Genomic DNA, 24,599 nt, shown 5'->3' with positions numbered 1-24,599 from the left:
CCATCGGCCTCGTCGCGGCACGCGCATGCCGGAGCGGAGGCAGGAACTCACGTCCTGTACAAACCGCGGCGAGTCTAGTCGCTGCACCTGAGAACACCGAATGCGGCACAGATCACGAACGAATCACACCTCCTGGGACCCCGCGGAGAAGAGGTCGGGCACCGCGGGCCCACTCGAACCAAATGTACCATTTGGCGGATTGCGCTCCAAGTGTCGCCAAGCGGCCTCGGTGGCCACCCGCCCCCGGGGCGTACGGGCCAACAGACCGGCCCGGACCAGGAAGGGCTCGCAGACCTCCTCGACGGTGTCCGGCTGCTCCCCCACCGCCACCGCCAGGGTCGACAGCCCGACCGGGCCGCCCCGGAACGAGTCGACCAGCGCAATCAACACCGCCCGGTCCAGCCGGTCCAGCCCCAGCTCGTCCACATCGTAGACGCGCAGCGCCGCCCGCGCGGTCTCCCGGGTCACCGTCCCGTCCGCCCGGACCTCGGCGAAGTCGCGTACCCGCCGGAGCAGCCGGTTGGCGATCCGGGGCGTACCCCGGGACCGGCCGGCGATCTCCGCCGAACCGCCCTCGGTGATCGGCACCCCCAGGATCCGCGCCGACCGCTGGAGCAGCACGTCCAGCTCGTCCGCGGAGTAGAAGTCGAGGTGCGCGACGAAGCCGAACCGGTCCCGCATCGGGCCGGTCAACAGCCCGGACCGGGTGGTCGCGCCGACCAGGGTGAACGGCTCGACGTCCAGCGGGATCGCGGTCGCGCCCGGCCCCTTGCCCACCACCACGTCGACCCGGAAGTCCTCCATCGCGCTGTAGAGCAGTTCCTCGGCCGGCTTGGCGATCCGGTGGATCTCGTCGATGAAGAGCACGTCGCCCTCGGCCAGGCTGGTCAGGATCGCGGCGAGGTCACCGGAGCGCTCGATGGCCGGACCGCTGGTCACCCGGATCCCCGCGCCCAGCTCGGCGGCGACGATGTTGGCCAGGGTGGTGTTGTGCACGACCAGATCGTTGACGGTGAAGGTGTGGTCGTCGGCGACGGTGAGACACCGGCACGGATGGAGTCCGGCCGGCTCGACCGAGGCGACCCGGTCGGCGGCGAGACTCTCCTCGAACCGGTCCCGACGGGGCGCCCACTCCGCCAGCCGCCGGCCACGCTCGCCGAGCACGGTGATCCGCTCGACGAACCGCGCGACGTCGTCCTGGCTGGTGACGCTCAGCCGCCACGACTCGTGCGGCCGCCCCTGGTAGCTGCCCCGCTTGAGCTTCAGCCGGGACTGGACCCCGAGTCGCAGCAGCAGGTGCTGCACGTCCTGGAGCAGTCCGTGCGAGACGCTGTAGAACTCGACCACCACGTCGTACCGGTCGCGCCCGCGCCGGCTCACCGACCCGTCGCAGGCGAAGTACGCCCCGAGGAAGGCGCCGACCTGCCACTCGTCGCCCTGGTAGACGAAGGGCGGAACCCGCTTGTGCCACGCCGTCTTGTCCAGCAGGCCGTGCTCGGCGAGCCAACCCCGCAGCCCCGACATCCGGACGACGGAGCTGCGGGCGCTGTTCGGCCGGGTTTGGTGCGGATGGCCGAGCCGGTCGCACACCGACCGGAAGTCGGCTAGCACGTCCGGATCGCCTCCGGTGAAGGTGACCTGGTTGGACGTGCAGCCGTCGCCGATCAGGTAGCCGGCCAACCGGAATTCGTCGGTCGACTCGGTGCCGCCGGCTGCCAGCTCGGGACGCAACACGTTCGCCAACACGTCCCGGTCGGTCAGGTCCCCGGCCTTCATCCACCCGTCCGTGGTCCAGAACGGGTGGTCCGGAGCCGCCACCACCTCCCGGCCGCTGGTCGTCCGGATCCGCACGCAGTCGAGTTCCCCCTGCTCGTGCACGGCCTCGACCAGCGCCGGACGCCCGGTGCGGGTGATCACGCGGTCGCCCGGCACGATGTCGCCCAGCCGGCGCCGGGTGCCGTCGGCGAGCAGCACCAGGGCCTCGACCGAGACCGGCTTACCCAAGCCAGGCGGGCCGGAGAGCAGAATATGGTCCGGCGGGCTGCCCCGGCCCATCGCGCCGCGCAGCAGCAGGTCGAGCTGGTCACGTACCCGGTGCTGGGCGATGAAGTCGGCGAGCCGCTTCGGGCGTACGGTGACCTCGGCGTCCCGCTCGGCGTCGTCCGCGTACGCCGAGACGAGCCCCTCGGGGTCGGTCATCGGGTCCTGCCCAGCAGTCGGATGGCCTGCTTCAACAGCACCGGCACCGGCGGGGCCGCACCGTCGATCGTCTCCGCCACCGCCGCCACCGCCTGGTCGGCCTGGGATGCCGTCCAGCCCAGCCCGACCAGCGCCTGCCGCACCTGCTCCGGCCAGGCTCCGCCGGTCACCCCCGCCGCGCCGTCCGGGCCGACCGGGACCGGGCCGATCCGGTCGCGCAACTCCAGCACCAGCCGCTCGGCCCCCTTCTTACCGATCCCGGGCACCCGGGTCAGGGTCCCGGTGTCGGCGTTCGCGATCGCCTTGCGTACCACGTCGGGGGCGTGCACGGCGAGGACCGCCTGGGCGAGCCGGGGGCCGACCCCGCTGGCGGTCTGGAGCAACTCGAAGAGCTGCTTCTCGTCGTCGTCCGCGAAGCCGTAGAGGGTCAGCGAGTCCTCCCGGACCACCAGGCTGGTGGCGAGCCGGGCGGGCGAGCCGACCCGCAGCCCGGCCAGGGTGCCCGGCGCGCACTGCACCGCCAGCCCCACCCCGCCGACCTCGATCACCGCGCCGTCCGGGGACAGCCCGGCGACCACGCCCCGGACACTCGCGATCATCCCGTTCCTCCCTGTCGCTTCGCGCCCGGCCGGGCGGCCCGCCGGGGCGCACCGGGACGGGCGCCGTCCCGGGACGCGGCGGCCGCCGTGCGCTGCCGGGCCGCGCTGGCCGCCTCCGCGATCCGCGCCCGGGTGCCGCCGCGCCAGATGTGGCAGATCGCCAGCGCCAGCGCGTCGGCGGCGTCGGCCGGCCGGGGCGGCTCGGCCAGCCGCAGCAGCCGGGTGACCATCGACATCATCTGCGCCTTGTCCGCCTGGCCCGAACCGGTGACCGCCGCCTTGACCTCGCTCGGGGTGTACGTCTGGACCGGCAGCCCGGCCCGGGCCCCGGCCAGTACCGCCACCGCGCTGGCCTGCGCGGTGCCCATCACCGTCCGCACGTTGTGCTGGCTGAAGACGCGTTCCACCGCCACACTCTGCGGCTGGTGCTCGGCCACCAGCCGGGTCAGCTCGGTGTCCAAATGCAGCAGGCGCAGCGGCAGCTCGTCGGCCGGGTCGGTGTAGACGACGTAGTAGGCCACCAGGGTGCACGGCCGGCCGGGCACGCCCTCGACCACGCCGACCCCGCACCGGGTCAGCCCCGGGTCGACGCCCAGCACCCGCACGCCGCCCCCTCCCCGTGCCGCAGCACGTACGTGTGTTCGACACCCTACTGGCCTGGGCCGGAGCCGGAAACGTCGACACGCCCGTACCCGATCATCAGACCCCGGGCCCGGCCGGCGCCGTCCGGGTGCCGCAGCCCGCCACATAGGCCGGTACCGGAGTATGTGGCCGCCGCCCATGTGCCGCCGCCCGGTTGGCTCGTAGCTTTTTCGGCCATGACGGTAGAACCCGGTCGGGACGACCAGGCCGCGCGACGGCGGCAGCAGCAGGCTGGGGCGCCGGGCGCGACCGGCGCCGATCGGAGCCTTCCGCAGGTGGTCCGGCTCGACCTGTCCGGGCGGACCGCCCTGGTCACCGGCGGTGCCAGCGGCATCGGCCGGGCCTGCGCCGTCCGGCTCGCCGCAGCCGGCGCGACGGTGACCGTGCTGGACCGGGACGCCGACCGGGCCGAGGCGGTCGCCGCCGAGATCGGCGGTCGGGCGCTCGCGCTGGACCTCGCCGATCCCGGCGCCGCCGACCGGATCGATCCCGAGCTGGACATCGTGGTCAACAACGCCGGGCTACAACACGTGGCGCCGGTCGACGAGTTTCCGCCGGAACGCTTCGACCACCTGCACCGGGTGATGGTGACGGCACCCTTCCTGATCGTCCGGCGCGCGCTGCCGCACATGTACGCCCGCCGGTGGGGCCGGATCGTCAACATCTCCTCGGTACACGGGCTGCTCGCCTCGCCGTTCAAGTCGGCGTACGTCTCCGCGAAGCACGCCCTGGAGGGGCTGTCGAAGGTGGTCGCCCTGGAGGGGGCGGCGCACGGCGTGACGGCCAACTGCGTCAACCCGGCGTACGTCCGGACACCGCTGGTCGAGGGGCAGATCGCCGCGCAGGCGAGTGCGCACGGCATCGCCGAGACCGAGGTGGTGGAGCGGATCATGCTGGCCCGGGCGGCGATCAAGCGGTTGATCGAGCCGGAGGAGGTCGCCGAACTGGTCGCCTACCTCTGCTCCCCCGCCGCCTCCTTCCTCACCGGCGCCTCGATCCCCCTCGACGGGGGCTGGACGGCGAACTGACCCGGTGTCTCCCGCAGAATGAACCCCGTGTCCTCGCCGATCGAGTTTCTGGAGCTCCTCGCCCGGGAGGCCGCTCCGGTCGAGTTCGAGGGGCCGCTGGTGGCCGCCCGGGCGGCCGGGGTACCCGCCGAACGGCTCGCCGAGCTGGAGGCGGCCAAGGTGGTGGCGCTGCGGGTACGCGCCCTGCTGGAACGGCGGCGGCGCCGCGAGGCGGAACTCTCCGGCCTGTACGACACCGCCAGCGACCTCGCCGGGCTGCGCGACTCGGACGACGTACTGCGGGCGATCGTGCACCGGGCCCGGCACCTGCTCGGCACCGACGTGGCGTACATGACACTGGTCGACGACGACCGGGGCGACACGTACATGCGGGTCACCGACGGTTCGATCTCGGCCCGGTTCCAGGGGCTGCGGCTGCCGATGGGCGCCGGACTCGGCGGGCTGGTGGCGCAGACCGGCAGCCCGTACGCGACCGCGAACTATCCGGAGGACGCCCGGTTCCACCACACCGGGGAGATCGACGCCGGGGTGGGCGAGGAGGGCCTGGTCGCCATCCTCGGGGTGCCGCTGCGGCTCGGCTCCCGGGTGATCGGGGTGCTCTACGCCGCCAACCGGTCGGCCCGACCGTTCGCCCGCGAGGAGGTGTCGTTGCTGCTCTCCCTGGCCGCGCACGCCGCGGTGGCGATCGACACCGCCCGGCTGCTCGCCGAGACCCGGGCCGCGCTGGCGGAACTGTCGGCAGCCAACTCCACGATCCAGGCGCACAGCGCGTCGGTGGAACGGGCCGCCGCCGCGCACGACCGGATGACCTCGCTGGTGCTGCGCGGCGGCGGGGTGGAGGACGTGGCGGCGGCGGTGACCGAGGTGCTCGGCGGGGCACTGCTGGCGCTGGACGCCGAGGGCCGGACCCTGGCCCGGGTCGGCGAGATCGGCGAGCCGGAGCGGGCGGCGCTTTCCGAGGCGGTGGTGGCGTCGCGTACCGAGGGGCGCAGCGTGCGCCGGGGCGACCTCTGGTACGCCGCCGTGGTCGCCGGTACGGAGAACCTCGGCGCCCTGGTCTCCCGCCCGGAGGAGGAGCTGGTCGACGCCGACCAGCGGATCCTGGAGCGGGCGGCGCTGGTCACCGCGCTGCTGCTGCTGTTCCGGCAGACGGTCGCCGAGGCGGAGGGACGGGTCCGGGGCGAGTTGCTCGACGACCTGATCGCCCGGCCGGTACTCGACGTCGCCGCGCTGCGCGGCCGGGCCCGCCGGCTCGGCGTGGACCTGGACGCCCCACACGTGCTCGTCGCGGTCGGCGACGACGCGATGGCCGGCAGTACCTCGGTGCGGCAGCGGGTCACCTCGTGGGCCAGCACGTACGCCTCGGCCCACGGCGGCCTGGCGGCGGCCCGGGACGGCCGGGCGGTGCTGATGTTGCCGGGCGGCGCCGCCGGTGCGGCGGCCCGGACCGTGGTCCGGGACCTGTCCCGGGCGCTGGGCCGGCCGGTCACCGCCGGAGCGGGCGGGCCGGCGACCGGACCTGCCTCGCTGGCCGGTGCGGCCCGGGAGGCGGAGCGCTGCCTGACCGCGCTGCGCGCGCTGGGCCGGGCCGGCGAGGGTGCCGGCAGCGCCGAACTCGGCTTCGTCGGGCTGCTGCTGGGCGCGGTCGAGTCCGGCGGCGACCGGGAGGTGGCCCGGTTCCTGGTCGACACCGTCGGCCCGGTGGTGAACTACGACGCCCGCCGGGGGACCGCGCTGGTGAAGACCCTGGAGGCGTACTTCGGGGCCGGCGGCAGCCTGGCCCGGGCGGCGGAGGTGCTGCACGTGCACGTCAACACGGTGACCCAGCGGCTGGACCGGGTCGGGCAGCTACTGGGGCCGCAGTGGCAGAAACCCGAACGGGCGCTGGAGGTGCAGCTCGCGCTGCGGCTGCACCGGCTGCGCGCCTCGTCCGGCCAGGGCACGGCGGACGGCCGGCCCGAACTATCCTGACGACGCCGCCCGGGGCGGTGCTGTCCAGCGGGTGGCTCGCCCGGCGGACCCGCCGGGCGACGAACGGACGCCGACCGGACCGGCACCTCAGCGGGCGGCGATGCCGGCGATAACCGCGTCGACGACCCGCGCCGGCAGGTCGCGCTCGTCCAGCTCCGGCTGGGCGCGGAGCAGCCGCTGCATCAGCAGCGGGGCGGTGACCAGCGAGAGGGTGAGCTCGACGTCGAGGTCGGCTCGCAACTCGCCGAGGTCGATCCCCCGGCGCAGCACCTCGCGGATCATCCGCCGCCGCGGCTCGACCAGCTCCTGGTAGAGCCGGTACTGCTCGGGACTGCGGCTGATCGTGGGCATCAGGCAGGGCATGATCTGCCGCATCCGGGGATCCGGGTTGTGCCCGGTGTTGCCGACCAGCGCGATCAGGTCCTCGCGGACGGACCGGCCGGGCGGTGGCGGCGGTGGCGGCTTCAGCCGGCGCAGCGCGTCCTGGAGCAGGGCCTCCTTGCCGGTCCAGCGCCGGTAGATGGTCGCCTTGCCCACGCCGGCCCGCGCGGCGATCGCCTCGATCGACAGCGTCTCGATGCTGCTGCCCTCGGCGAGCAGGTCGAGCGCCGCCTCCAGGATCGCCTCGTCCGCGCGGATGCTCCGCGGGCGTCCTGGCGCCCGCGGAGCATCCATCGTTTCGGTCACGTTAACCATTGTCCCCTGTTGGTCAGGCGGCGACCAGTTCGGGATCCGCCACCGGCTCCGGCGGCAGAAGCTGCTCCTCGGCCGTGCGGCCGGGCAGCCAGCGGAGCACCACCAGGATGCCGAGGGCGGCGACCACCGCCGAGATCCCGCTCGCCCAGTGCATCGCCGAGACGAAGGCGTCGTTGGCGGCGCTGGTCACCGCCGAGCCGGCCGGGCCGCCGAGCCGCTCCGCCACCGCGTACGCCCCGGAGACCGACTCGGACGCGGCGTCCCGGACCGGCGCCGGCAGCGCGCGGGCCGCCGGCTCGATCTGGTCCCGGTAGACCCCGGAGAGCACCGAGCCGAGCACCGCGACGCCGAGCGCGCCGGCCACCTGGCGGACGGTGTTGCTGACCGCCGAGCCCACCCCGGCCTTTTCCCGAGGCAGCGCCGACATGATCGACTCAGTGGCCGGCGGCATGATGTTGGCCATCCCGACGCCCTGGACGAAGAAGATCAGTCCGATGACCCAGATCGGGGTGGTCGCGGTGGCGAAGGCGAACGCCACCAGCGCCGCCGAGGTCAGCGCCAGCCCGGTCACCGCCACGGCCTTGCCGCCGTACCGCTTGACCATGGTGGCGCTGCGCGGTGCGAAGACCAGTTGGGCGGCGGCGAACGGCAGCATCAGCAGGCCGGTCTCCAGCGGGCTGTAGCCGCGGACGAGCTGGAGGTAGAACGCGCTGAAGAACATCACGCCCATGGCGGCGAAGAAGACCAGGCCGATCACCGCGACCGGAGCGGCGAACCTGGGTACCCGGAACAGCCGTACGTCCAGGGACGGGAACTCGATTCGGCGCTCCCAGGCCACGAACCCGACCAGTACGGCCAGGCCACCGATGATCGACACCCAGATCAGCGGCCGGCCGAAGCCGTGCTCGCCACCGTCGATGATCCCGTACGAGAGCGCGACCAGACCGATCACCGAGAGCAGTACGCCGATCACGTCGATCTTGCCCGGCTTCGGGTCCCGCGAGTCGGGCACCAGCATGGCGACCGCGACCAGCCCGATCAACACCACCGGCACGTTGATCAGGAAGACCGACCCCCACCAGTAGTTCTCCAGCAGCAGGCCGCCCAGCACCGGGCCGATCGCCACGCCGAGGCCGATCGCACCGGCCCAGACCCCAATCGCGCGGCCCCGCTCCCGGGGGTCGAAGACGTTCGAAATGATCGACAGGGTCACCGGCATCACGGCGGCGGCCCCGAAGCCCATCAGTGCGCGGGCCCCGATCAGTTGACCCGGGCTCTGCGCGTACGCCGACAGCAGCGAGGCGAGTCCGAAGACCGCCAGGCCGACCAGCAGGAACCACTTCCGCCCGTACCGGTCGCCGAGCACGCCGAAGGTGAACAGCAGCCCGGCGAAGACCAGGGTGTACGAGTTGATCGACCATTCCAGTTGGCCCTGGCTGGCGCCGAGGCCGTGCACCGGGTCGGCCAGGGTGCGCAGCGCGACGTTCAGGACCGTGTTGTCCAACACGATCACCAGCAGGCTGACCACAAGCACGCCGAGAATGGCCCAGCGCCTCGGGTGCCCGGTGTTTTCGGTTAACTCCATGCCTTGGTGTCCCCCCGAGACCCCGCATCGCCGGATTCGGCTGCGGGGAAGTTTCTTGACCGCCCCGACGATAGTCAGCTCAAAACCGAAACGGTACCGTTCCGTATCGTAATGTGACCCGCCTCACCCCGACCTCCGCCGTGGCCCAGGCGCGGCTGCCCGGACAGGGCGTACGGCCTTGTACGGATAACCCCGCCGCCCTTTCCGACCGCTCCTGCACGCCGCGATGGTCGAAGCGACGGAGCGCGGCACGGCCGAGCGCACCGGTGCGGAGGACGCCGGTACGGACGACCGGACGGCGGCCACCGCACCGGGCACCGGGACCGCCCGGGCCGGCACGGCCGGACTCGCGGGCTGCTGGGCGGGGCGGTGGAACCAGGTGGCCTCGTTCGTCCACCCGTTCTGGCCGGAGGGCCGTTGGTACGTCGCGGACCAGCCGTGGATCCGGGTCAACTGGCGGTGGTTCTCCGGCGGTCCGCTTCCCTACCTGGAGGGCAGCTTCACCGGCCGCGCCCACATCACCGCGCCGCCGAGCCCCTACACCAGCATCGAGTTCTGGTGTTCGGCGGACACCAACATCCAGGTGGTCTGAGTCGGTCGCGGGCCGTCCGCCCCACCCGGGTCGGGCGGCTCGCCGATCCGGCCAGCCCTCAGACCGCGTTGACCTCAACCAGGCTTCAACTGCGATATTGCCCGGATGACCCGTGCGACCCGGCTGGTGCCGGCCAGCTACCGGGCCACGCTCGCCGAGCCGGCCTTCCGGCGGCTGCTCTCCGGACTGGTGGTCTCGCACCTCGGCGACGGGATGAGCGTGGTGGCGATCGCCTGGCTCGCGCTGCGGCTCGCCCCGCCGGACCGGGCCGGGCTGGTCGTCGGCGCTGCCGTAGCCGCGTACGCGCTGCCGGCCGCCGCCGGCGCCCTGCTGCTCGCCCGCTGGCTGAGCCGGGCCGCCGCCCGCCGCCTGGTACTGGCGAACTCGGTACTCCGGGCCGGTGCGCTGGGCGCGGTGGTCGTACTGCACCTGCTCGGCCAGCTCACCGCCGGGCGGTACATCGCCCTGCTGGCGGTCTCGTCGCTGCTCGCGGCGTGGGGCACCGCCGGGACGTACACGCTGATCAGTGAGATCTTTCCGGCGGAGCGCCGGCTGCCGGCGAACGCCCTGGTCGGGACAAGCCAGCAGGCCGCCTTCGTGGTCGGGCCGGCAGTGGCCGGCCTGCTGGTCGCCGCCGTCCACCCGGCGCTGGTGCTCGGCCTCGACGCGCTCAGCTACCTGCTGCTGGCGGTGCAGGCCGGCCGACTGCGCCCACCGGCCGCCGCCAGCCGGACCGGCGACGGCCGCCGGACCGGCAGGGGTTTCCGGATCCTCGCCCACCGCCCGGAACTGATCGGACTGATCGCGGTCACCGCCGTCTTCTATTTCCTCTACGGCCCGGTGGAGGTCGCCCTTCCGCTGTACGTCGCCGACGAGCTGACCGCCGCCGCCGGGCTGCTCGGCGGCTACTGGACGGCGTTCGGGATCGGCGCGGTCGTCGGCGGCCTGCTCGGCGGGATGCTGACCCGGGCCCGGCAGTGGCCGGTGACCATCGCGGTGATCGCCGGCTGGGGACTGCTGCTGGTGCCGTTCGGCCTGGACGCCCCGGTCTGGCTCACCCTGGCCTGCTTCGCCGTCGGCGGCCTGGTCTACGGGCCGTTTCCGGCGTTCAGCCTCGCCCTGTTCCAGAACGCGGCCGACCCGGCGGACCTGCCGGCGGTACTCGCCGCCCGGGGCGCGGTCACCACCGCCGCGACACCGCTCGGCGCCGCGCTCGGCGGTCCACTGGTGACCGCGTTCGGTGCCGCCGGCACGCTGCTCGGCTCCGGGCTCGGCACCGCTGTGCTGGCCCTGCTCACCGCCGGGACGCTGCTGCTGCACGCCCGGATCGCGCGCGGCCGACGCGGAGACGCCGGAACGAGGCGTCCGATCGCCGCCAGACGACGGCCCGGTGTCCGATCACGATGGTTGGCATGAGCGAGGTTATTTCAGTACAGAGCAGTGTTCTGGATGGAAAGTAGACACCGACTCGGATCCGGCCGACAGCCCGATGGCGGAGACCATCCGCGACCTCACCGCCGTCGGCCGATACGCCGCGCCGGCCGAGATCGCGGCGACCGTCGCCTGGGTGGTCGGCGCCGACAGCTCGTACGTCACCGGAGCGACGACCAACGTCGACGGCGGCTTCAGCGTCTGATCCGGTCATCCCACCCGATCGGGTTACCCCGGCCTGCCCCGGTTCCCGAACCGGCGGGCCGGGGCTCGGGAGTGTCCGGTGCGGCGGTGGTGGCCGGGGACGGGGACGGGGACGGTTCCTGCCGCGCATCCTGTCGAGCTGCCCCGCCCACGCTCCCGCCACCCACCTCGCGGTCCGGCCGAGCGGTGGTCACGGCGGTGGCGGTGGGGCCGGCGACCAGCGTGCCGGCCATGACCAGGCCCGCCGCTACCATCGCCGCACCGAACCCGTCCGAGCGAGAGGTCGTCATCGGGCCGCCCCTTTCCGGTACGCCTGACCCCAGCGTCGCCACCAGCACTGGACGAGGACTGGACACCGACTGGAACACCTGCGGAATCGGCGCCTCGACGGCGGTCCGGACCACTCCGGATCAGGTGCGATCCCTCAGCACCGGTACCCGTCCCCGATGACGTATCCGCAGGTCAGAGCAAACGTGAACAAGTTGTTCGCGTTTGCCGTGCCTGCACTGGGCAGGTGCAGATGAGTCCTCTTCGAGCCCCGCCACGGGATCAACCGGCTCCAACACACGTCGTGACGCGTCCTGACGACGCGCGGTCCGGCGTGCCCGCCGACCCGGACCGAACAGAGGGACGATCCGTGACGATCCCGGTCACCGGCGCCACCGGCAGCGTGGGCCGACTCGTGGTCGCCCAGTTGGTCGAGACGGGGGTACGGGTACGCGCGCTGACCCGCGACCCTGGGTCGGCCAGCTTCCCCCGACGGCGTCGAGGTGGTACGCGGCGATCTCACCGACCCGACGACGCGTTCGGCACGCCTGGGCGGACCGAACGTTCCGCGATCACGAAGACCGCCCCACCAGCGTGTGCCCGGCGTCCTCGTGGACGCTAATCTCATGTGGCTTCTTCAGATGGACCGCTCGGCACGGCCCGTTCGACTGGACGGCCGACGGCTCCGACGGGAGGGCGGCGGGACGTGCGGGTGACGATGGCAAGTGCCGCGGCCCGGGCCGGCCGCGGCAACGAGGACTTCGTCGGTGCCGTACCCACGGCGGCCGTGCTGGTCGACGGTGCCGGTGGGGTTTCCGGCAGCGAACTGGTCTGCCGACACGGCCCGGCCTGGTATGCCCGCCGGTTGGGGGTGGAACTCCTCGGTCTGCTGTCGCCCGACGGCGACCGGCCCGTACCGGCGCTGCTGGCCGAGGCGATCGAGCGGGTGACGGACGCCCACCGGGGCACCTGCGACCTCGCTGATCCCCGCAGCCCCTGGGCGACCGTGGCGATCCTGCGCGTCCGCGACGGCCGGGCCGACTACCTCGTGCTCGGCGACTCGGTCCTCGTTCTCGACCGAGCCGGCGCGCCGATCGTCGTCTCCGATCCCCGGGAGGTGGCGATGGCCCGGCCGTACCGGTCCGCGCTGGACGCCGCGGCCGAGGGCAGCGCCGAGTACGAACAGGTCCGCCGCGACGGCATCGCCGTACTGCGCGCCAACCGCAACCAGCCCGGCGGCTACTGGGTGGCCAAGGACGACCCGCGGGCGGCGGCCGAGGCGGTCGTCGGTAGCCGTCCCGTCTCCGAGCTGACCGGTGCCGTCCTGCTCAGTAACGGAGCCAGCCGGATCGTCGACCGGTTCCAGCTCGCCGACTGGCCGGAGGTGCTGGCGATCCTCGCGTCGAGCGGACCCGCCGCGATCATCCGCCGCGTCCGGCAGGCCGAGGCCCGCCAGGCGGTGGCCGCCGACGATGCCACTCTCGCGCACTGCACCGACCTCGCCGAGAGCCCCTCTCCGATCCCCGACGGCCGGTAGACCCCGCGCCCGTCGCGAGAACGTGGCCGGGGCGGAGCAGGCATACTGGTCGTCCGTCCGTGCGGCCGGCGGCACGCGGACGGACGACCCCTGGAGGAGCATGGCAACCGGTGACGAGGCGAGCAGTCGCCTCACCGCCTTCGGCAACCAATTGATCGAGGTACACATCTGGCTCCGCGAGCTGCTGGCGGAGCTGCGGGACAACGTCGACGGGTATTTCGCGGGCGACGGCCCGCCACCCCGCGACCTGCGCGTGCACTGCCTCTCCTTCTGCACGGCGCTCACCCGGCACCACACCGGCGAGGACGGCGGGGCGTTCCCGGTGATCGCCGACGAGTTCCCGGAACTGCGCCAGGTGATCACCGAGCTGAAGACCGACCACAACCGGATCGACTGGATCCTGGGGAACCTGGAGAAGCTGCTGCGCGGGTTGCCGGCCGAGCCCGACCCGGCCACCGCGACCCGGGTACGAGCCGAACTGGAGGGGCTGTCGGCGATCATGGAAACGCACTTCACGTACGAGGAGAGGAAGCTCGTCTCGGTACTCAACTCCCTGGACCTGCCGGACTGGCGCAGGGACCGCCCCACCTTCCTCCACTCCGACCAGGACGCCTGAGCCAGCGCTGATCTGTGTGCTGTCAGGACCCCCTGGAGGGGCGGTAACCGCACACGAAGCGACCGGGCACCGCCCCGCCCTATCGTGCCCTCGGCGGTCGTCGCCGGCACGATAGGCTCGGCCGGCCGCGGGAAGGAGCGAGGCGTGACGGACGGTTCCGGCAGCGCACCGACCAGGGTCGGTCTGGCTCCGATCGGACGGGTCGAGTCACCGCTGGTCGACCGGGCCACGGCGCCGCGGCAGGGCGACGAGGGCGCCCCCGAGGCGTGGCTGGTCTTCGACCCGGCGGTACGCGACGGTCTGCGCGATCTCCGCCCCGGTTCCGACGTCATCCTGCTGACCTGGTTCGACCGGTCCCGCCGGGACGTGCTGGTGGTGCATCCCCGGGGCGACCTGACCCGGTCACCGACCGGCGTCTTCAGCACCCGCTCCCCCGACCGGCCCAACCCAATCGGCCTGCACCGGGTGCACCTGCTGGAGATCGACGACCTCCGGATCCGGGTACGCGACCTGGAGGCGCTGGACGGCACCCCGATCCTGGACGTGAAGCCGGTACTCGACCGCGACACCGAACGCTGACGGCACAGGCCGGCGCTAACCGGTCGCGGTGGCCCCGTCGGGCGGATCGTCGTAGGCGATCGTCATCGTGCTGCGGTAGGCCCCCGACGCGTCCCCGTCCGGCCCCCAGTCCGGCGGCTCCACGGGTCCGCCGCTCCAGACCTTCCTGGCCCGGTACGGGTAGCCGTCCTGCCCCGGCGCCTCGGCCCGGAAGAAGACCCGCTGCCCGGCCGCCAGGCTGCGGTAACCGGGGGCGGCGATGGCGGAGAAGTGCACCCAGCAGCCGCCCGGCGTCTCGGGGGCGTCCAGCACCCCCCACCCCCGGTCGGCGTCGAACTCGCGTACCACTCCGGCGATGGTCACCGTGGCCGCCGGCTCAGCCGACCGCCGCCATGACCTCGTCGGAGACGTCCGATGAGACAGGATCACAACCGAACATCGGACGGCTCCCTTCGAGAGGAACGGCCCGGCGGCGCTGCAACGCCCCGGGCCTGGTCAGGGATCGGAGCCCCAACATGCTGCATTCTAACCACCACTCCGGCGGCGCCGCCGCCGTGAAGGTGGCCCTACTCGCGTCCAAGGATCTCCGGCCGAATGAGCGGCTGATCCTGGTTGCCATCGCTGCCCACACGAACCGCGACGGGGACGCGTGGCCGTCCGTCGCCACGATCGCCGAGTACGCCGGAGTGTCTACCCGGACCGTTCAGCGCGCCCTAGCGAAGCTGGTTCAGCTCGGCCGCCTGGCCGTGCGCCAGGTCGCCACCATCGCCACCCGCGTCTACCGCCTAGCGACGAGACAGCCGGCCGGGGGTGACAACCAGGGCCAGGGGGTGACGAATGGCGGCGTCGGGGGTGACAGCCAAGGCGTGTCGCCCGAAGTTGCGAAGTCCAATGAGAAGAACAACCGCGCTGGCGCGCGGGACTGGCGTCGATTCCTTCCGAAGAGCAAAACCCCCAACCCGCAGCGACAGCCGTACGGGTACCCGGATCGCCGTGGGGCGGCCCTGCCGGTGGCAAACCGTGCCGACCAATGCCCGACCCATCGGGGCAGCCCTGCCGGAAACTGCGGCCCGTGCCGCAGCGAATCCCTCGGCGGTGCCGCATGAGCGAGCGAATCGAGCGCGGCGCCCTGGTCCTCATCCTGCTAGTCGTCGGACTGTCCGCCGGGGCAGCAAGCTTCACGCACGTTCACGACTGGACGATGGCGAACAGCCCGGCGGGTACCCCCGGATGGTTCGGGTGGGCTAACGCCGTCATCTCCGAACTAGTGCCGATCGCGGCCCTGTTGACGATCCGGCAGCGTCGCCGCACCGGGGCGCCGATCGGCTATCCGATGTTCCTCCTGATTGCCGCCGCCGGTTTGTCGTTGGCCGCACAGCTAGCGGTAGCCAAGCCTGGCCCGTCCGGGTGGCTGCTGTCGGCTGTTCCGGCACTGGCGTTCATGGCCCTGTCGAAGCTTGTCCTGTCCGGCAAGACTGCACCGGTAGTGCCGCCGGTTGTTCCGGCGGAACAGCCCGTGTCGCAGCCGGAACCGGTCGAGGAACTTCCGGCGGACACGGCACCATCCCCGACAGCGCCGGAGGTGCCCGAACCGTCCAGGAAGCGCCGTCCGGCCGCCGAAACCCGCCGCCTCGCTCAGGCGATGCTTGCCGCACCCGGAGCGACCCGGGAACAAGTCGCCGCATCCCTCGGAATCACCCCCCGCTACCTCCGTACCGTCCTCAACGCCGCTTAGGAGTCACCCCGTGATCATCAGCGAAGAAACCCCGGGCGTATGGATCGCCGTTGTTCCGGCGCCCGTGACTCCCGTCGACCTGGCGGCGCTCGCCGAGAAGCTTCCCGCCGGGGTGGCGCTGGCAACCATCGAAATTGACCATGACGGCAAGCTCTACAGCTCCTGGGAGGCGCCCCGGGTCGCACCACTCGACTGAGTCACCACCGACAGCGAAGGGCCGGCCCGGTCCCCCGGCGCCGGCCCTTCCGGTGTGTCACTGCCTAGCCGTGCTCACCTTCAAGATCCTTACGGCGCTTCTCGGCCCACGTCCGGACATCCTTGGTAGCCCAGACACGGCCAACCGTCAGGTGTGCGATCGGCGCAGGGAAGTCATCCCGGTCCGCCAGGGCGTTGGCTCGCTGACGAGAGATGCCAAGGAAGTCGGCAATCTCCGCCATCGCCATCACTTCCTCGGTCACCGGCAGACCTTCCGACGGGCCACCCTTTACGACACGTCACGTGGTCCCCCTTGACGAGTCGTAAAGGCCGGTGGGACGGTTGGGCATGCCCAGCCAGAGCGCGCCGAAACCCGACCGGTCCCCGACGTTCCGCCGCGCCCGGCACCCCGTGAGGCCAGGCGACACCCTGTACGCCCCGGAGGGTGATCACTACCAGCCCTACGACGCGACGCCCCGAATCCTCGGGGATCTCCGGCTACGGGTCACGGCCGTGCCCGACAATGCTTCGGCGCGTGCAGGCTTCCTGATGCTGCGCGGTTACCTGGTCGACTCCGACGGTGTTGAAGCTGTGCGGGAGTCCTGGCACTATGTGCGCCTAACTCGGTGCCGTGTCGCTGCTCCGCCCGATGCGGAGTCGTAGTGACCGAGCCCCGGCCGCACCGCCCTACCCGACCGCTGTGGTACTGCGCTGGGTGCCCTGGCGTCCCCTGGCCATGCCCTGATGCCCGGACCCTGCTACGGGCCGAGTTTGACCGACACCCGGCACAGCTCGCCGTCTACATGGCTATGCACATGCACGAAGCGCGCCAGGACTTAGCGAGACTGAACCCGAATCCTCCGCCGAACTCAGGAGAGATCTTCGAAAGGTTCATCAACTGGACGACCAGAGAACCGCTGTTATAGCTGGCCGCAGACGGCAGCGCAGAAGCCCCGGGGTGGTTCGATGCACCCCGGGGCTTCTGCCGACCGGACCGGGCCGCCTACTTGAAGAGTGCCGCCGCAGCGGCCACCGCAAGGATCAGAGCTGCCACAGCTTCGATGATCGGCAGGAGTTCCCGCAGGTGAACCCACCTGCATGCGCGCGACTCCGGCCGTCTTGTGTTGACTCGTTTCTGCCTTCGACCTACTCTCGGCAACGTGCGCTCCAACTTCTGAGTGAGACTGAACCCTTACCTAGGCAAGACGGAGCCACCCAGCGAACGCCCGGATGGCCGTCCGGGCGTTCGCCTTGTTCTGGGTCATCTAGAAGTTGGGGTTCTCCTCCCGCCTGCCCATCCATTGTGCGGGGAAACGGGCCGAGGTCAAGCTAGCGGGGCATGCCCCGACCCGGTTTCTCGCCTTAGCGCTGGTCACCGGCTCATTTGTCTAGACGAATCCTGTCAGGTCTGACGGGTTTGTCTGGTCGTCGTTCTGGAAGGCTTGGAAGGTCTGGCAGCTTCGGGGTGGGCACGACCGTACGAGACGCTACGCGACACTACGCGACAGGGTGAGACCGTCCAACACTTGCAACGCTTGCCACACTTGCGACGGTCGCAATCAAGCGGCCTCCAAACTTCGCATCCCCGATTGGCACCCACTTATTGGTACCCAATCAATTGCGCCCAGTTATTGGCAACCAATTATTCGTGCCGAGTTATTGGTGCCGAGTTATTGGTGCCGAGTTATTGGTGCCGAGTTATTGGTGCCGAGTTATTGGTGCCGAGTTATTGGTGCCGAGTTATTGGTGCCGAGTTATTGGTGCCGAGTTATTGGTGCCGAGTTATTGGTGCTGCCGGTAGAAGCAGCGCCCCGCCGCCAGGTGCTGCCGTCCTAGCAGGGCCGGACGCACCGCCGGGGGTCATGGGCGGAAGTCGCCTACCCCGGTCAGCTCGGTAATACGCCGGTACGCGCCCCAACGCTTCAACGCGGTCCGGACCGTGTTCTCCGAGCGGGTACACAGTTCCAGGTGCGCCGGGTTCCAGCAGTGCCGGTTAGCGCACTGGTGATCCACGGTCAGGTCAGACAGATCGAACCCGTGCGCCCGCATCGACGCGCGGTGAGCGTACTCGGTCCGACCGTTGACGGTGGCCACGCCGTAACCGTCCTGGTTGCGGCACTGCTCCCATAGCCAGCAGCCACCTTCCGATGCCGGCATAATCACGGAACGCGTGGTCAAATACTCGATAATCTCTCTGTTGTTCATTCTCTGCGCCTTCCTGATTCGGTTATGCGGTGCAAGCTTTTGAGCAAAGAGAGACGCGGGCCGCAGGGTGCCCAATCCCTACGACCCGCGCCGCTTTCCGCTCGTACCCAATTTCGAGCCCGGCCCCACCAAGACGGAAGCCGATAGCGGGCCGCGCCCGAAGGCGCAACCCACTAACCGCCGCCGTACCGCGTCAGCTAGCCGCCGCCTGAATCCAAATCACGGACTCCGACTCGGCAACAATCAGACCGGCCGCACGATGCACCAGCCGGAAACCAACCTCGTCGGTGTCGAAGTAGACATCTTCGGAGATGGCCAGCTTCGTACTACGGATGCCGAAGAACACCCGCGACATGTCCCCCACAATCACCGACCGGGCCGGGACATTGTTCGACGCGAAGATCGGCAACCCCTGAGCAGTCCGAGCCGGATCACCGGTCGGCGGACCTTGAAGATAGGCACCGGTGGTGCCGTTCTCGCGCTCAAGCCGCAAAGCCTTCGCCATCCCGCCGTTAGCGAACACGGCCGTAGCCGTACCCCCGTTGGCCTCGATATCTGCGACCGCGCCCACCACGTCATCCCAAGCAACCGTAGTGGCGCCGGCAGCAAGCGCGACCTTCGTATGATTACCGGTAGCGGTGAAGCCCGTAATCCGGCCAGTCGTAGCCCCGAAACTGTCGAGGTCGATCCTGGAAGCGATGTCCCGGGTCATGGTGTCCGCCAGGATCGAGCGAAGCTCCAACGCCGAATCGGCAAGGATTTCGTTCGACGCGCGGTGAAGCGTCTTGTAGCCGTACGCCCGCAGTTCCGGACCGGTCCACTCGGTGTCACCCTCGGGAATGACGGCAGCCTCGGCGGTCGGGCCGGCAACGCCGGTCGAAGAAACGAGCTGAGGCAGCCGCAGCACATTCGAGCTGAGAGGAATGATGTTGATTCCGGGAGCGCGAAGCACAACGGAACGCTGCCGCAGAAGACTGATGTACCGGCCAGAAACGCCAGTCGGGACCGTGAACCCGCCGTCACTGTCGTCGGATTCCTTGAGTGCCCGCAGTTCGGTGCGGTTGGGCAGAAGCGCCCGCCACTCCATTTCGTCGCCGCCGCGATTCTCCCGACCAGCGGCGCCGGCCAGCCGCCCGGCACGCTCGTTGAGCGCCCGCGTCTCCGGGTCAACGGCAAGGTCCCGCGCCGTCACTGTGTCCACGTGAGCGGCCTTAGCCATGTCCGCGACAACGGACAGAACTTCCCCACGGTTTTCGCCGTTGACGGCGTTCACCATACGTTGATGAAACATGGTTCCGGCCGAGGCATGAAGAACGCCGGCAATCTCCTGCTGCGTCAGTTCCCGCTTCTCGCGCTGAGCGTTTTCGACGATCTCAAGCGCCAGCCCGGCCCGCTTCTCGTACTGCGGGTCAGCTTCGTAGTTCTTGCTCACTTCTTGGTGTGTCCTTCCTTTGGGCACGAAAAGAGGGCCGCCGGATGGCGACCCTTAAGGGATGAGCGGTATTCGGTTGTTAGCGAGTTTGGCGCCTACGCGCGGCGAACACCCTAGTCGAGTTCGAAGGCTTTCCGGAACTCCCGGCGCCCGTGAACGTTCAGAGCTTCGTACCGATCTCGACGTACCACAGCGGCACGGAGCGCGCGTGCCCGCCGGTTACATTCCGGGGAGCAGTACCGGGGCCTACGGCCGGTGTTGCCGTTCCGACGTGCCGGGGCACCACACACCCAACATTCGCGTTCAGTGTTGCCGGACATCGGCCCCCCTCTCGTCAGTCGTCTTGCCCTTCACCCTTATATCGTTGGCCACCGCGAGGGTTGGGGACATGAGTGTGAGGTGCCTCACCGTTTCGGGTGCCCGTTACCGGGATCGTTTTCGTTCCTCGTCCGTTAATGGTTGTCCGGGGCGGGGGTTGCGGACACGGCTGTGAGCCACTTCACGGCGCCTTCGCCGTGAGCATACTCGGGAAACTCCAGCCAACCCGCGTATATCCTGGCCGGCCGGTTTCCGGCCGGCCGAGTTCCCACGAATCCGGGAAGAAGTGCAGACGCAAAAACGCGGCTAAGGCGCTGGGTCTAGACAGGGTTGCCCGGGAAGTTTCGGAACCCCCTTAGTCCGGCCGGAGGCCGCCAACCCTCGCCCTGCCCGCCCGGCCTCCCGGAGGTGTCCCGTCTCGTCTCGCTCCCACTCAACTCCCGCCGAATCGCGGAACCGGATAAACACCTGCACATCCTCGATGCCAGGTTCACCACTAAACATGGGCCAGCCGTCCGGCGGCTCTACAAATGTAGGCTCGGAGCCTGGCGGGAGAACCGGCAGGTGAATCCATCCGGACGAAATGTGCTCATCCTCCCGCCTTCCTAGGAACTTAACCACCAAAGAGTAAACGGGCAACTCTGATGCATTCCTAATGATAGCCGCATTCATGTCTTGGTACCTGTCGCGGCCAAAAGGAACGGATCTAGTTCCCCACCATGCGGAGACGCGTCCCGCCTGCGCTCTCCGCGCCTCTCCCTGGCGCTCCGCTCGCTCGTGTTCCGCGCGCTGGTCGCGCTCGGATTCGATCCTGTAGATACGACGTGCGATCAGCGAGGCTACGACGGCGGCAACCAGCGCACCAAGGGAACCGAGTGCGCTAATCCAGGCAGGTATGTCGCCCCAGTCGGCGGCAAGCGGGGTGGAGTTCACTCCCTGAGCCTAGGTACCTCCCGCAACCAGCCCTAGCGATCACGGTTCCCCCTGCCGTAGTTGCACGGACCGCACGCGGGCCGCAGGTTGGATAGCTCATTGGTGCCGCCTCTGCTAAGCGGCACGATGTGATCGGCCGTCGTTGCTGGCCTGCGCCGGCATAGAGTACATGTGGGCACGTTCGCCAGGACCAGACGCCGGTTACGGCGGTACTCAGTCGTATAGCCCCGCTGGACGGCGCTCAGCGCGTGTGTGCGCCTCGGCCGGTGCTCACGGCAACGGCTACCCGAGCCGAGCGGGATCAGCGCTCGGCAGACGGTACACGTACTATTCACAGCTTCCATCCCGGCCGACGTTCGGCACGTCGGCCCAATAGTCCCGTTGGATTCCGGCCGCCCCTCGGCGGCCCGGGGTTGATAGTTGGTAGGTAGTCCCTCCGCCTCCCTTCCCCCGGCGAAGGCCAACCCACAAAGATAGATCTAGAGAGCGCGTCAAGACCGCAGCTCACGGCACAGCGATGTACGGCCACGCCGTACATCGGGCTGCGTTCTGTGCGGGCAGGGCGTACAAACGGCCGTAGTTTTGTACGGTGACGCCGTACAGTTAGGCGACGTGCGGCACCAGTGTGGATCGCTTCCGCCGTCGATCGGTGTTCAGCTTGTGCCAAGTGCAGTAGTTGGTAGACCTTCCCCGCTTTACGTCGCCGTTAAGGATCAGGCAGCGTTCCCCGCTGCCGGGCAAGATTGCGGCGGTTTCTATGGCCTTCCGGATGGCTGTATTGACCGTCGAACGCTTGGCAGGCAGAATTTCTCCGTACCGGTCAACGTCGCCCAGGGCGCGCGCAAGCTCCCCGGGCGCAAACTCGGCATGCCCGATCGAGTTGACGCGGGAGAAGGCGAGGAATATCAACCGCAGGTGCAGCGGCTTAATCCGGGCGTTCGTACCGACGTCCTCACACAAGTCCGCCCCCAACATGAGGAAGCTCTCTCCGTTCTCCCAATGGCTGCTAGTGGCCATCCCCGTTCTCTCGTTCCTCTCTTCTCGATGTCCGGCCCGGGGCGTTTAAACGGCCGTGGGGCAACCAAAAAGGGGCACCCCTGGTAGAGGGTGCCCCTTTGATTGTGAGCGCCTACAGGGCGCTTCTCGGATGCTGGCTTTCCTGCCCTCGCGCTAGCAGTCTAGAACCCGCCAACGGGCGTGTCGGAAGTCCTCAGCGCTAGATGGCAACTGCCTTGTCCGGAAAGGCAGGCTGCCCTTGCAGCGGCGGCAACGGGCGTTGCACGAAGCGAATAGCCGCAGTGTCCTTCCCCGTAACCCTCTCCGACAGGTTCGGGGGCAGGTACATCCATAGCCGTACGCCGTCCCCGGCCAATGTGCAACAGACGGCGTATTCGCCTGGCCGTTCGAACAGACCAGGGGAAACATCACCCGTGGCCTTGATTGCTTCCAGCCGTATACCAGAGTCCCGAATTAGCGTACGACGGCCGGCAGTATCCGACGATTCCCAAACATCGCGGTAAGTCTGGCCGGTGGAAACGTACTCCCAGCCTTCCGACCGAGACGGCTTAGCCGTCAGTTCATCCCGAAGCCTTTCGAGATTCGAGTACATCTCCCGGAACTCGGCCGTACCCTGCTCGCCACGGTACAGACCCGCTTGCCGATCCTCGCGAAGCTCCCGCATCCTCTCCGCCACGTCCGCCAACTGTGCAGCAATGTCGTCCCCGGGAACGTACACCTTCCGCATCACGTCCAGGTCGCCGACGACCCCTAGGAGCGCGTCTTCCGTAAGCCGTTCGACTCGTTCGGCCCGAGGCGCACCCGCTTTGCAACCGTTTTCTCTACGGGTGCGGCCGGAGCACCGGTAGTAGCGGTATTCCTGCGTTGGCTTCACGGACCAATGGAAGTGCAGCACTTCTCCGCACTCTGGGCAGAACACTTCCCCTGACAGCATGGCGTCGGGGGCGGATCGGTGTTTGGGCCTCTTAGCGCCGGTTATGACGCCCTGCAACGCGCCCCAATCCTCTTTGGAAATCAGCGCCTCACCGCGAAGCACTGGCGCACCATCATTGTCACGGACAACCTTTCTGTCGTCCGTAAGCCAGCCGAGGAGTACGGGGTTTGTCAACATCCGTCTAAGCGTCTCGTCGGTCCAACGCTGCGGCGGCAATGGCTCCCTGGTTTCCTTGTTCTTGCGTGGCTCTCCCGTGTCACGGAGCGCGGCGTGATCCCTCGGGGAAAGCACCCCACGGGCGTTTAGGTCCCGGGCAACGCTGGCAATGCTTTCTCCACCGATGACGCGCCGGACTACGTCTTGGATGATCGGCGCACTCACGGGATCATGCTCTAGCTCCATCGGCCCCCGGGGCGCTCGCTGATACCCGTACGGCGTCAGGCCACCCGTCGAGCGCTTGTCTTTGCGCATCCGCTGCACCCGCGCCCGGCTACGCGACTTCATCCGCGCCAACTCCGCACGGGCCTGTTCCGCCTTGATGACGAAGTTCAGGCGGAAGCCTTCGGCGTCCGCAGAGTCAAGCCGATCGTCATAGCCGATCAACCGAACCGGTGGACGGACTTCCCGCCCCGTCGTCGGGTCCTTGCCTTCGATGACATCGAGAATGATCGCAGCGACGTTCAGCCCTTCACGACTGAGCCTGTCGACGTGCCAAGCCACGAGCACATCCGCGCGCCCCTCAATGGCGTCGGCCAGCCACGCACGGAACTCCGGGCGGTCACGGACCGCCCCGGACCGCCCGTCGTCAACGTGTAGGGCTACCTCCACGAACCCGCGAGCAGCGCAAAGTGCCCGAAGATCATCAACCATGCCCTGCCGGCTCAGGTTGCGATCATCGGACGCTCTGGACAGGCGAACGTACAGGCTTGTGCGTTTCCCGCGTAGCAGGTCGATCGGGGTCATGCCCCGGCATGCTACCCGAGTTGTGCTAGCATCTCGTCGGAGACGTCGAAGTTGCCGTAGACGTTCTGCACGTCGTCGGAGTCCTCCAGCGCGTCGATCAGCTTGAAGACCTTGCGGGCGCCTTCCTCGTCCAGCGGGACGGTGACGCTGGGCACCAGGGACGACTCGGCCGACTCGTAGTCGATGCCGGCGTCCTGCAACGCGGTCCGTACGGCGATCAGGTCACCGGGCTCGGAGACCACCTCGAACGCCTCGTCCAGGTCGTTGACCTCCTCGGCCCCGGCGTCGAGTACGGCGAGCAGCACGTCGTCCTCGGAGAGGCCCGCCTTCGGCACGATCACGACGCCCTTGCGGGAGAACATGTACGACACCGAGCCCGCGTCCGCCAGCGAACCGCCGTTGCGGGTCAGCGCGGTGCGTACCTCGGTCGCGGCACGGTTGCGGTTGTCGGTCAGACACTCGATCAACAGCGCGACGCCGCCCGGGGCGTACCCCTCGTACATCACCGTCTGCCAGTCGGCGCCCCCGGCCTCCAGGCCGGAGCCTCGCTTGACGGCGCGGTCGATGTTGTCGTTCGGCACCGAGTTCTTCTTCGCCTTCTGGATGGCGTCGAAGAGGGTCGGGTTACCGGCCGGGTCACCACCGCCGGTGCGCGCCGCGACCTCGACGTTCTTGATGAGCTTGGCGAACATCTTGCCGCGCTTGGCGTCGATGACCGCCTTCTTGTGCTTCGTCGTCGCCCACTTTGAGTGGCCGGACATCTGTAACCTCCGTCGTCAACACGCCTCGATACACGACCGCCCGCTCATCTTCCCGATGATCCCGACCAACCCTGCGTATCACCCAGAGGACGACAACCAGCACGACCTCGGTCGGTTGGCTCTGGGGTGGCAGGCGATCACGAGCAGACTGTCCCGGCCGAACCCGGCAATCCTACCGACG

Annotated in this window: 25 protein-coding genes and 2 pseudogenes; 12 read left to right on the top strand and 15 right to left on the bottom strand. The window is 69.6% G+C overall.

The window, feature by feature from the left end; translation table 11 throughout:
• Positions 1-123: 123 nt before the first annotated feature.
• From ruvB to ruvC, 5 genes and pseudogenes are all read right to left on the bottom strand, one after another.
• Positions 124-1,164, bottom strand: coding sequence for a Holliday junction branch migration DNA helicase RuvB (ruvB, locus tag R6Y94_RS19725; RefSeq protein WP_412102821.1), 1,041 nt, complete (start codon positions 1,162-1,164; stop codon positions 124-126).
• A gap of 15 nt (positions 1,165-1,179) precedes the next feature.
• A pseudogene (locus R6Y94_RS45185) lies at positions 1,180-1,776 on the bottom strand (LAGLIDADG family homing endonuclease); the annotation flags it as partial.
• 215 nt (positions 1,777-1,991) lie between these two features.
• Positions 1,992-2,199, bottom strand: a pseudogene (locus R6Y94_RS19715) (Holliday junction branch migration DNA helicase RuvB); the annotation flags it as partial.
• Positions 2,196-2,798 carry a Holliday junction branch migration protein RuvA gene (gene ruvA / locus R6Y94_RS19710; RefSeq protein WP_318397344.1) on the bottom strand — a complete coding sequence of 201 codons (603 nt, stop codon included), beginning with the start codon at positions 2,796-2,798 and terminating at the stop codon, positions 2,196-2,198. The gene ruvA and the pseudogene R6Y94_RS19715, both read right to left, overlap by 4 nt.
• Positions 2,795-3,403, bottom strand: coding sequence for a crossover junction endodeoxyribonuclease RuvC (gene ruvC, locus R6Y94_RS19705; protein ID WP_318397343.1), 609 nt, complete (start codon positions 3,401-3,403; stop codon positions 2,795-2,797). Before ruvC ends, ruvA begins: the two co-directional genes overlap by 4 nt.
• 213 nt (positions 3,404-3,616) lie before the next feature.
• Here ruvC and R6Y94_RS19700 point away from each other — a divergent pair, with 213 nt between their 5' ends.
• Together R6Y94_RS19700 and R6Y94_RS19695 are read left to right on the top strand one after the other, a co-directional pair.
• A complete protein-coding gene (locus R6Y94_RS19700) occupies positions 3,617-4,468 on the top strand; it encodes a 3-hydroxybutyrate dehydrogenase (RefSeq protein WP_318397342.1) in 852 nt (283 codons plus the stop codon).
• 18 nt (positions 4,469-4,486) lie between these two features.
• Positions 4,487-6,439, top strand: coding sequence for a helix-turn-helix domain-containing protein (locus R6Y94_RS19695; protein WP_318397341.1), 1,953 nt, complete (start codon positions 4,487-4,489; stop codon positions 6,437-6,439).
• 87 nt (positions 6,440-6,526) lie between these two features.
• Here the strand turns inward: R6Y94_RS19695 and R6Y94_RS19690 are convergent, their stop codons facing one another.
• Positions 6,527-7,135 carry a TetR/AcrR family transcriptional regulator gene (locus tag R6Y94_RS19690; protein WP_318397340.1) on the bottom strand — a complete coding sequence of 203 codons (609 nt, stop codon included), beginning with the start codon at positions 7,133-7,135 and terminating at the stop codon, positions 6,527-6,529.
• A 13-nt stretch (positions 7,136-7,148) separates the two neighbouring features.
• Positions 7,149-8,720 (bottom strand): MFS transporter, encoded by a 1,572-nt coding sequence (locus tag R6Y94_RS19685; protein WP_318397339.1) that lies wholly within the window; start codon positions 8,718-8,720, stop codon positions 7,149-7,151.
• Between the two features lie 226 nt (positions 8,721-8,946).
• Between R6Y94_RS19685 and R6Y94_RS19680 the strand changes: the two genes are divergently transcribed.
• The 7 genes from R6Y94_RS19680 (at position 8,947) to tsaA (ending at position 13,946) form a co-directional block, all read left to right on the top strand.
• Complete coding sequence (locus R6Y94_RS19680; protein WP_318397338.1) at positions 8,947-9,312, top strand: hypothetical protein; 366 nt, start codon at positions 8,947-8,949, stop codon at positions 9,310-9,312.
• A gap of 105 nt (positions 9,313-9,417) precedes the next feature.
• Positions 9,418-10,728, top strand: a complete 1,311-nt coding sequence (locus tag R6Y94_RS19675; protein WP_318397337.1) for an MFS transporter — start codon at positions 9,418-9,420, stop codon at positions 10,726-10,728.
• Positions 10,729-10,801: 73 nt separating this feature from the next.
• The gene (locus tag R6Y94_RS19670) at positions 10,802-10,948 is read left to right on the top strand and encodes an SDR family oxidoreductase (protein WP_318397336.1); all 147 of its coding nucleotides are present in this window, start codon (positions 10,802-10,804) and stop codon (positions 10,946-10,948) included.
• A gap of 519 nt (positions 10,949-11,467) precedes the next feature.
• Positions 11,468-11,836 carry an NmrA family NAD(P)-binding protein gene (locus tag R6Y94_RS45180; protein WP_412102813.1) on the top strand — a complete coding sequence of 123 codons (369 nt, stop codon included), beginning with the start codon at positions 11,468-11,470 and terminating at the stop codon, positions 11,834-11,836.
• A gap of 96 nt (positions 11,837-11,932) precedes the next feature.
• The gene (locus R6Y94_RS19660; RefSeq protein ID WP_318397505.1) at positions 11,933-12,751 is read left to right on the top strand and encodes a protein phosphatase 2C domain-containing protein; all 819 of its coding nucleotides are present in this window, start codon (positions 11,933-11,935) and stop codon (positions 12,749-12,751) included.
• Positions 12,752-12,851: 100 nt separating this feature from the next.
• Entirely contained in the window at positions 12,852-13,367 is a 516-nt protein-coding gene (locus R6Y94_RS19655; protein WP_318397335.1) for a hemerythrin domain-containing protein, read from the top strand.
• Between the two features lie 144 nt (positions 13,368-13,511).
• Positions 13,512-13,946: a tRNA (N6-threonylcarbamoyladenosine(37)-N6)-methyltransferase TrmO gene (tsaA, locus tag R6Y94_RS19650; RefSeq protein ID WP_318397334.1), complete on the top strand. Its 435-nt coding sequence runs from the start codon at positions 13,512-13,514 to the stop codon at positions 13,944-13,946.
• A 15-nt stretch (positions 13,947-13,961) separates the two neighbouring features.
• Here tsaA and R6Y94_RS19645 read toward each other — a convergent pair whose 3' ends face one another.
• The gene (locus R6Y94_RS19645) at positions 13,962-14,288 is read right to left on the bottom strand and encodes a cold-shock protein (protein ID WP_318397333.1); all 327 of its coding nucleotides are present in this window, start codon (positions 14,286-14,288) and stop codon (positions 13,962-13,964) included.
• A 152-nt stretch (positions 14,289-14,440) separates the two neighbouring features.
• On the opposite strand from R6Y94_RS19645, the gene R6Y94_RS19640 reads away from it, so the two are divergent.
• The 3 genes from R6Y94_RS19640 to R6Y94_RS19630 are packed head-to-tail and all read left to right on the top strand — an operon-like array spanning position 14,441 to position 15,856.
• Complete coding sequence (locus R6Y94_RS19640; RefSeq protein WP_318397332.1) at positions 14,441-15,031, top strand: helix-turn-helix domain-containing protein; 591 nt, start codon at positions 14,441-14,443, stop codon at positions 15,029-15,031.
• Positions 15,028-15,660 carry a DUF2637 domain-containing protein gene (locus tag R6Y94_RS19635; protein WP_318397331.1) on the top strand — a complete coding sequence of 211 codons (633 nt, stop codon included), beginning with the start codon at positions 15,028-15,030 and terminating at the stop codon, positions 15,658-15,660. The genes R6Y94_RS19640 and R6Y94_RS19635 overlap by 4 nt, the downstream gene beginning before the upstream one ends.
• Before the next feature lie 10 nt (positions 15,661-15,670).
• On the top strand, positions 15,671-15,856 hold the full coding sequence (locus R6Y94_RS19630) for a hypothetical protein (RefSeq protein ID WP_318397330.1): 186 nt from the start codon (positions 15,671-15,673) through the stop codon (positions 15,854-15,856).
• A gap of 64 nt (positions 15,857-15,920) precedes the next feature.
• On the opposite strand, the gene R6Y94_RS19625 is transcribed toward R6Y94_RS19630, so the two are convergent.
• The 7 genes from R6Y94_RS19625 to R6Y94_RS19600 all read right to left on the bottom strand — a co-directional run bounded on the left by R6Y94_RS19625 (position 15,921) and on the right by R6Y94_RS19600 (position 24,418).
• A complete protein-coding gene (locus tag R6Y94_RS19625) occupies positions 15,921-16,118 on the bottom strand; it encodes a DNA-binding protein (RefSeq protein WP_318397329.1) in 198 nt (65 codons plus the stop codon).
• Positions 16,119-17,715: 1,597 nt separating this feature from the next.
• Entirely contained in the window at positions 17,716-18,060 is a 345-nt protein-coding gene (locus R6Y94_RS19620; protein WP_318397328.1) for an HNH endonuclease, read from the bottom strand.
• A 193-nt stretch (positions 18,061-18,253) separates the two neighbouring features.
• Complete coding sequence (locus R6Y94_RS19615; protein ID WP_318397327.1) at positions 18,254-19,492, bottom strand: phage major capsid protein; 1,239 nt, start codon at positions 19,490-19,492, stop codon at positions 18,254-18,256.
• A gap of 1,283 nt (positions 19,493-20,775) precedes the next feature.
• Positions 20,776-21,087 (bottom strand): HNH endonuclease, encoded by a 312-nt coding sequence (locus R6Y94_RS45175; protein WP_412102812.1) that lies wholly within the window; start codon positions 21,085-21,087, stop codon positions 20,776-20,778.
• Between the two features lie 259 nt (positions 21,088-21,346).
• The gene (locus tag R6Y94_RS19610) at positions 21,347-21,760 is read right to left on the bottom strand and encodes a hypothetical protein (RefSeq protein ID WP_318397326.1); all 414 of its coding nucleotides are present in this window, start codon (positions 21,758-21,760) and stop codon (positions 21,347-21,349) included.
• Between the two features lie 199 nt (positions 21,761-21,959).
• Complete coding sequence (locus tag R6Y94_RS19605) at positions 21,960-23,657, bottom strand: recombinase family protein (RefSeq protein WP_318397325.1); 1,698 nt, start codon at positions 23,655-23,657, stop codon at positions 21,960-21,962.
• Positions 23,658-23,668: 11 nt separating this feature from the next.
• On the bottom strand, positions 23,669-24,418 hold the full coding sequence (locus tag R6Y94_RS19600; RefSeq protein ID WP_318397324.1) for a YebC/PmpR family DNA-binding transcriptional regulator: 750 nt from the start codon (positions 24,416-24,418) through the stop codon (positions 23,669-23,671).
• Between the last annotated feature and the right edge of the window lie 181 nt (positions 24,419-24,599).

The organism is Plantactinospora sp. KLBMP9567 (assembly GCF_033446045.1).
Taxonomy (GTDB): domain Bacteria; phylum Actinomycetota; class Actinomycetes; order Mycobacteriales; family Micromonosporaceae; genus Plantactinospora.
This window is presented reverse-complemented; position numbering and strand designations above follow the sequence as displayed.

Bases quoted from the DNA above. Each gene is read 5' to 3' on its own strand.
- R6Y94_RS19620 (WP_318397328.1), bottom strand. From the start codon at position 18,060: ATGAACAACAGAGAGATTATCGAGTATTTGACCACGCGTTCCGTGATT.
- R6Y94_RS19690 (WP_318397340.1), bottom strand. From the start codon at position 7,135: ATGGTTAACGTGACCGAAACGATGGATGCTCCGCGGGCGCCAGGACGC.
- R6Y94_RS19605 (WP_318397325.1), bottom strand. From the start codon at position 23,657: ATGACCCCGATCGACCTGCTACGCGGGAAACGCACAAGCCTGTACGTT.
- R6Y94_RS19685 (WP_318397339.1), bottom strand. From the start codon at position 8,720: ATGGAGTTAACCGAAAACACCGGGCACCCGAGGCGCTGGGCCATTCTC.
- R6Y94_RS19695 (WP_318397341.1), top strand. From the start codon at position 4,487: ATGAACCCCGTGTCCTCGCCGATCGAGTTTCTGGAGCTCCTCGCCCGG.
- R6Y94_RS19670 (WP_318397336.1), top strand. From the start codon at position 10,802: ATGGCGGAGACCATCCGCGACCTCACCGCCGTCGGCCGATACGCCGCG.
- R6Y94_RS19675 (WP_318397337.1), top strand. From the start codon at position 9,418: ATGACCCGTGCGACCCGGCTGGTGCCGGCCAGCTACCGGGCCACGCTC.
- R6Y94_RS19635 (WP_318397331.1), top strand. From the start codon at position 15,028: ATGAGCGAGCGAATCGAGCGCGGCGCCCTGGTCCTCATCCTGCTAGTC.
- R6Y94_RS45175 (WP_412102812.1), bottom strand. From the start codon at position 21,087: ATGGAAGCTGTGAATAGTACGTGTACCGTCTGCCGAGCGCTGATCCCG.
- R6Y94_RS19680 (WP_318397338.1), top strand. From the start codon at position 8,947: ATGGTCGAAGCGACGGAGCGCGGCACGGCCGAGCGCACCGGTGCGGAG.
- R6Y94_RS45180 (WP_412102813.1), top strand. From the start codon at position 11,468: ATGAGTCCTCTTCGAGCCCCGCCACGGGATCAACCGGCTCCAACACAC.
- ruvA (WP_318397344.1), bottom strand. From the start codon at position 2,798: ATGATCGCGAGTGTCCGGGGCGTGGTCGCCGGGCTGTCCCCGGACGGC.
- R6Y94_RS19600 (WP_318397324.1), bottom strand. From the start codon at position 24,418: ATGTCCGGCCACTCAAAGTGGGCGACGACGAAGCACAAGAAGGCGGTC.
- R6Y94_RS19640 (WP_318397332.1), top strand. From the start codon at position 14,441: ATGCTGCATTCTAACCACCACTCCGGCGGCGCCGCCGCCGTGAAGGTG.
- R6Y94_RS19655 (WP_318397335.1), top strand. From the start codon at position 12,852: ATGGCAACCGGTGACGAGGCGAGCAGTCGCCTCACCGCCTTCGGCAAC.
- R6Y94_RS19610 (WP_318397326.1), bottom strand. From the start codon at position 21,760: ATGGCCACTAGCAGCCATTGGGAGAACGGAGAGAGCTTCCTCATGTTG.
- R6Y94_RS19700 (WP_318397342.1), top strand. From the start codon at position 3,617: ATGACGGTAGAACCCGGTCGGGACGACCAGGCCGCGCGACGGCGGCAG.
- R6Y94_RS19660 (WP_318397505.1), top strand. From the start codon at position 11,933: ATGGCAAGTGCCGCGGCCCGGGCCGGCCGCGGCAACGAGGACTTCGTC.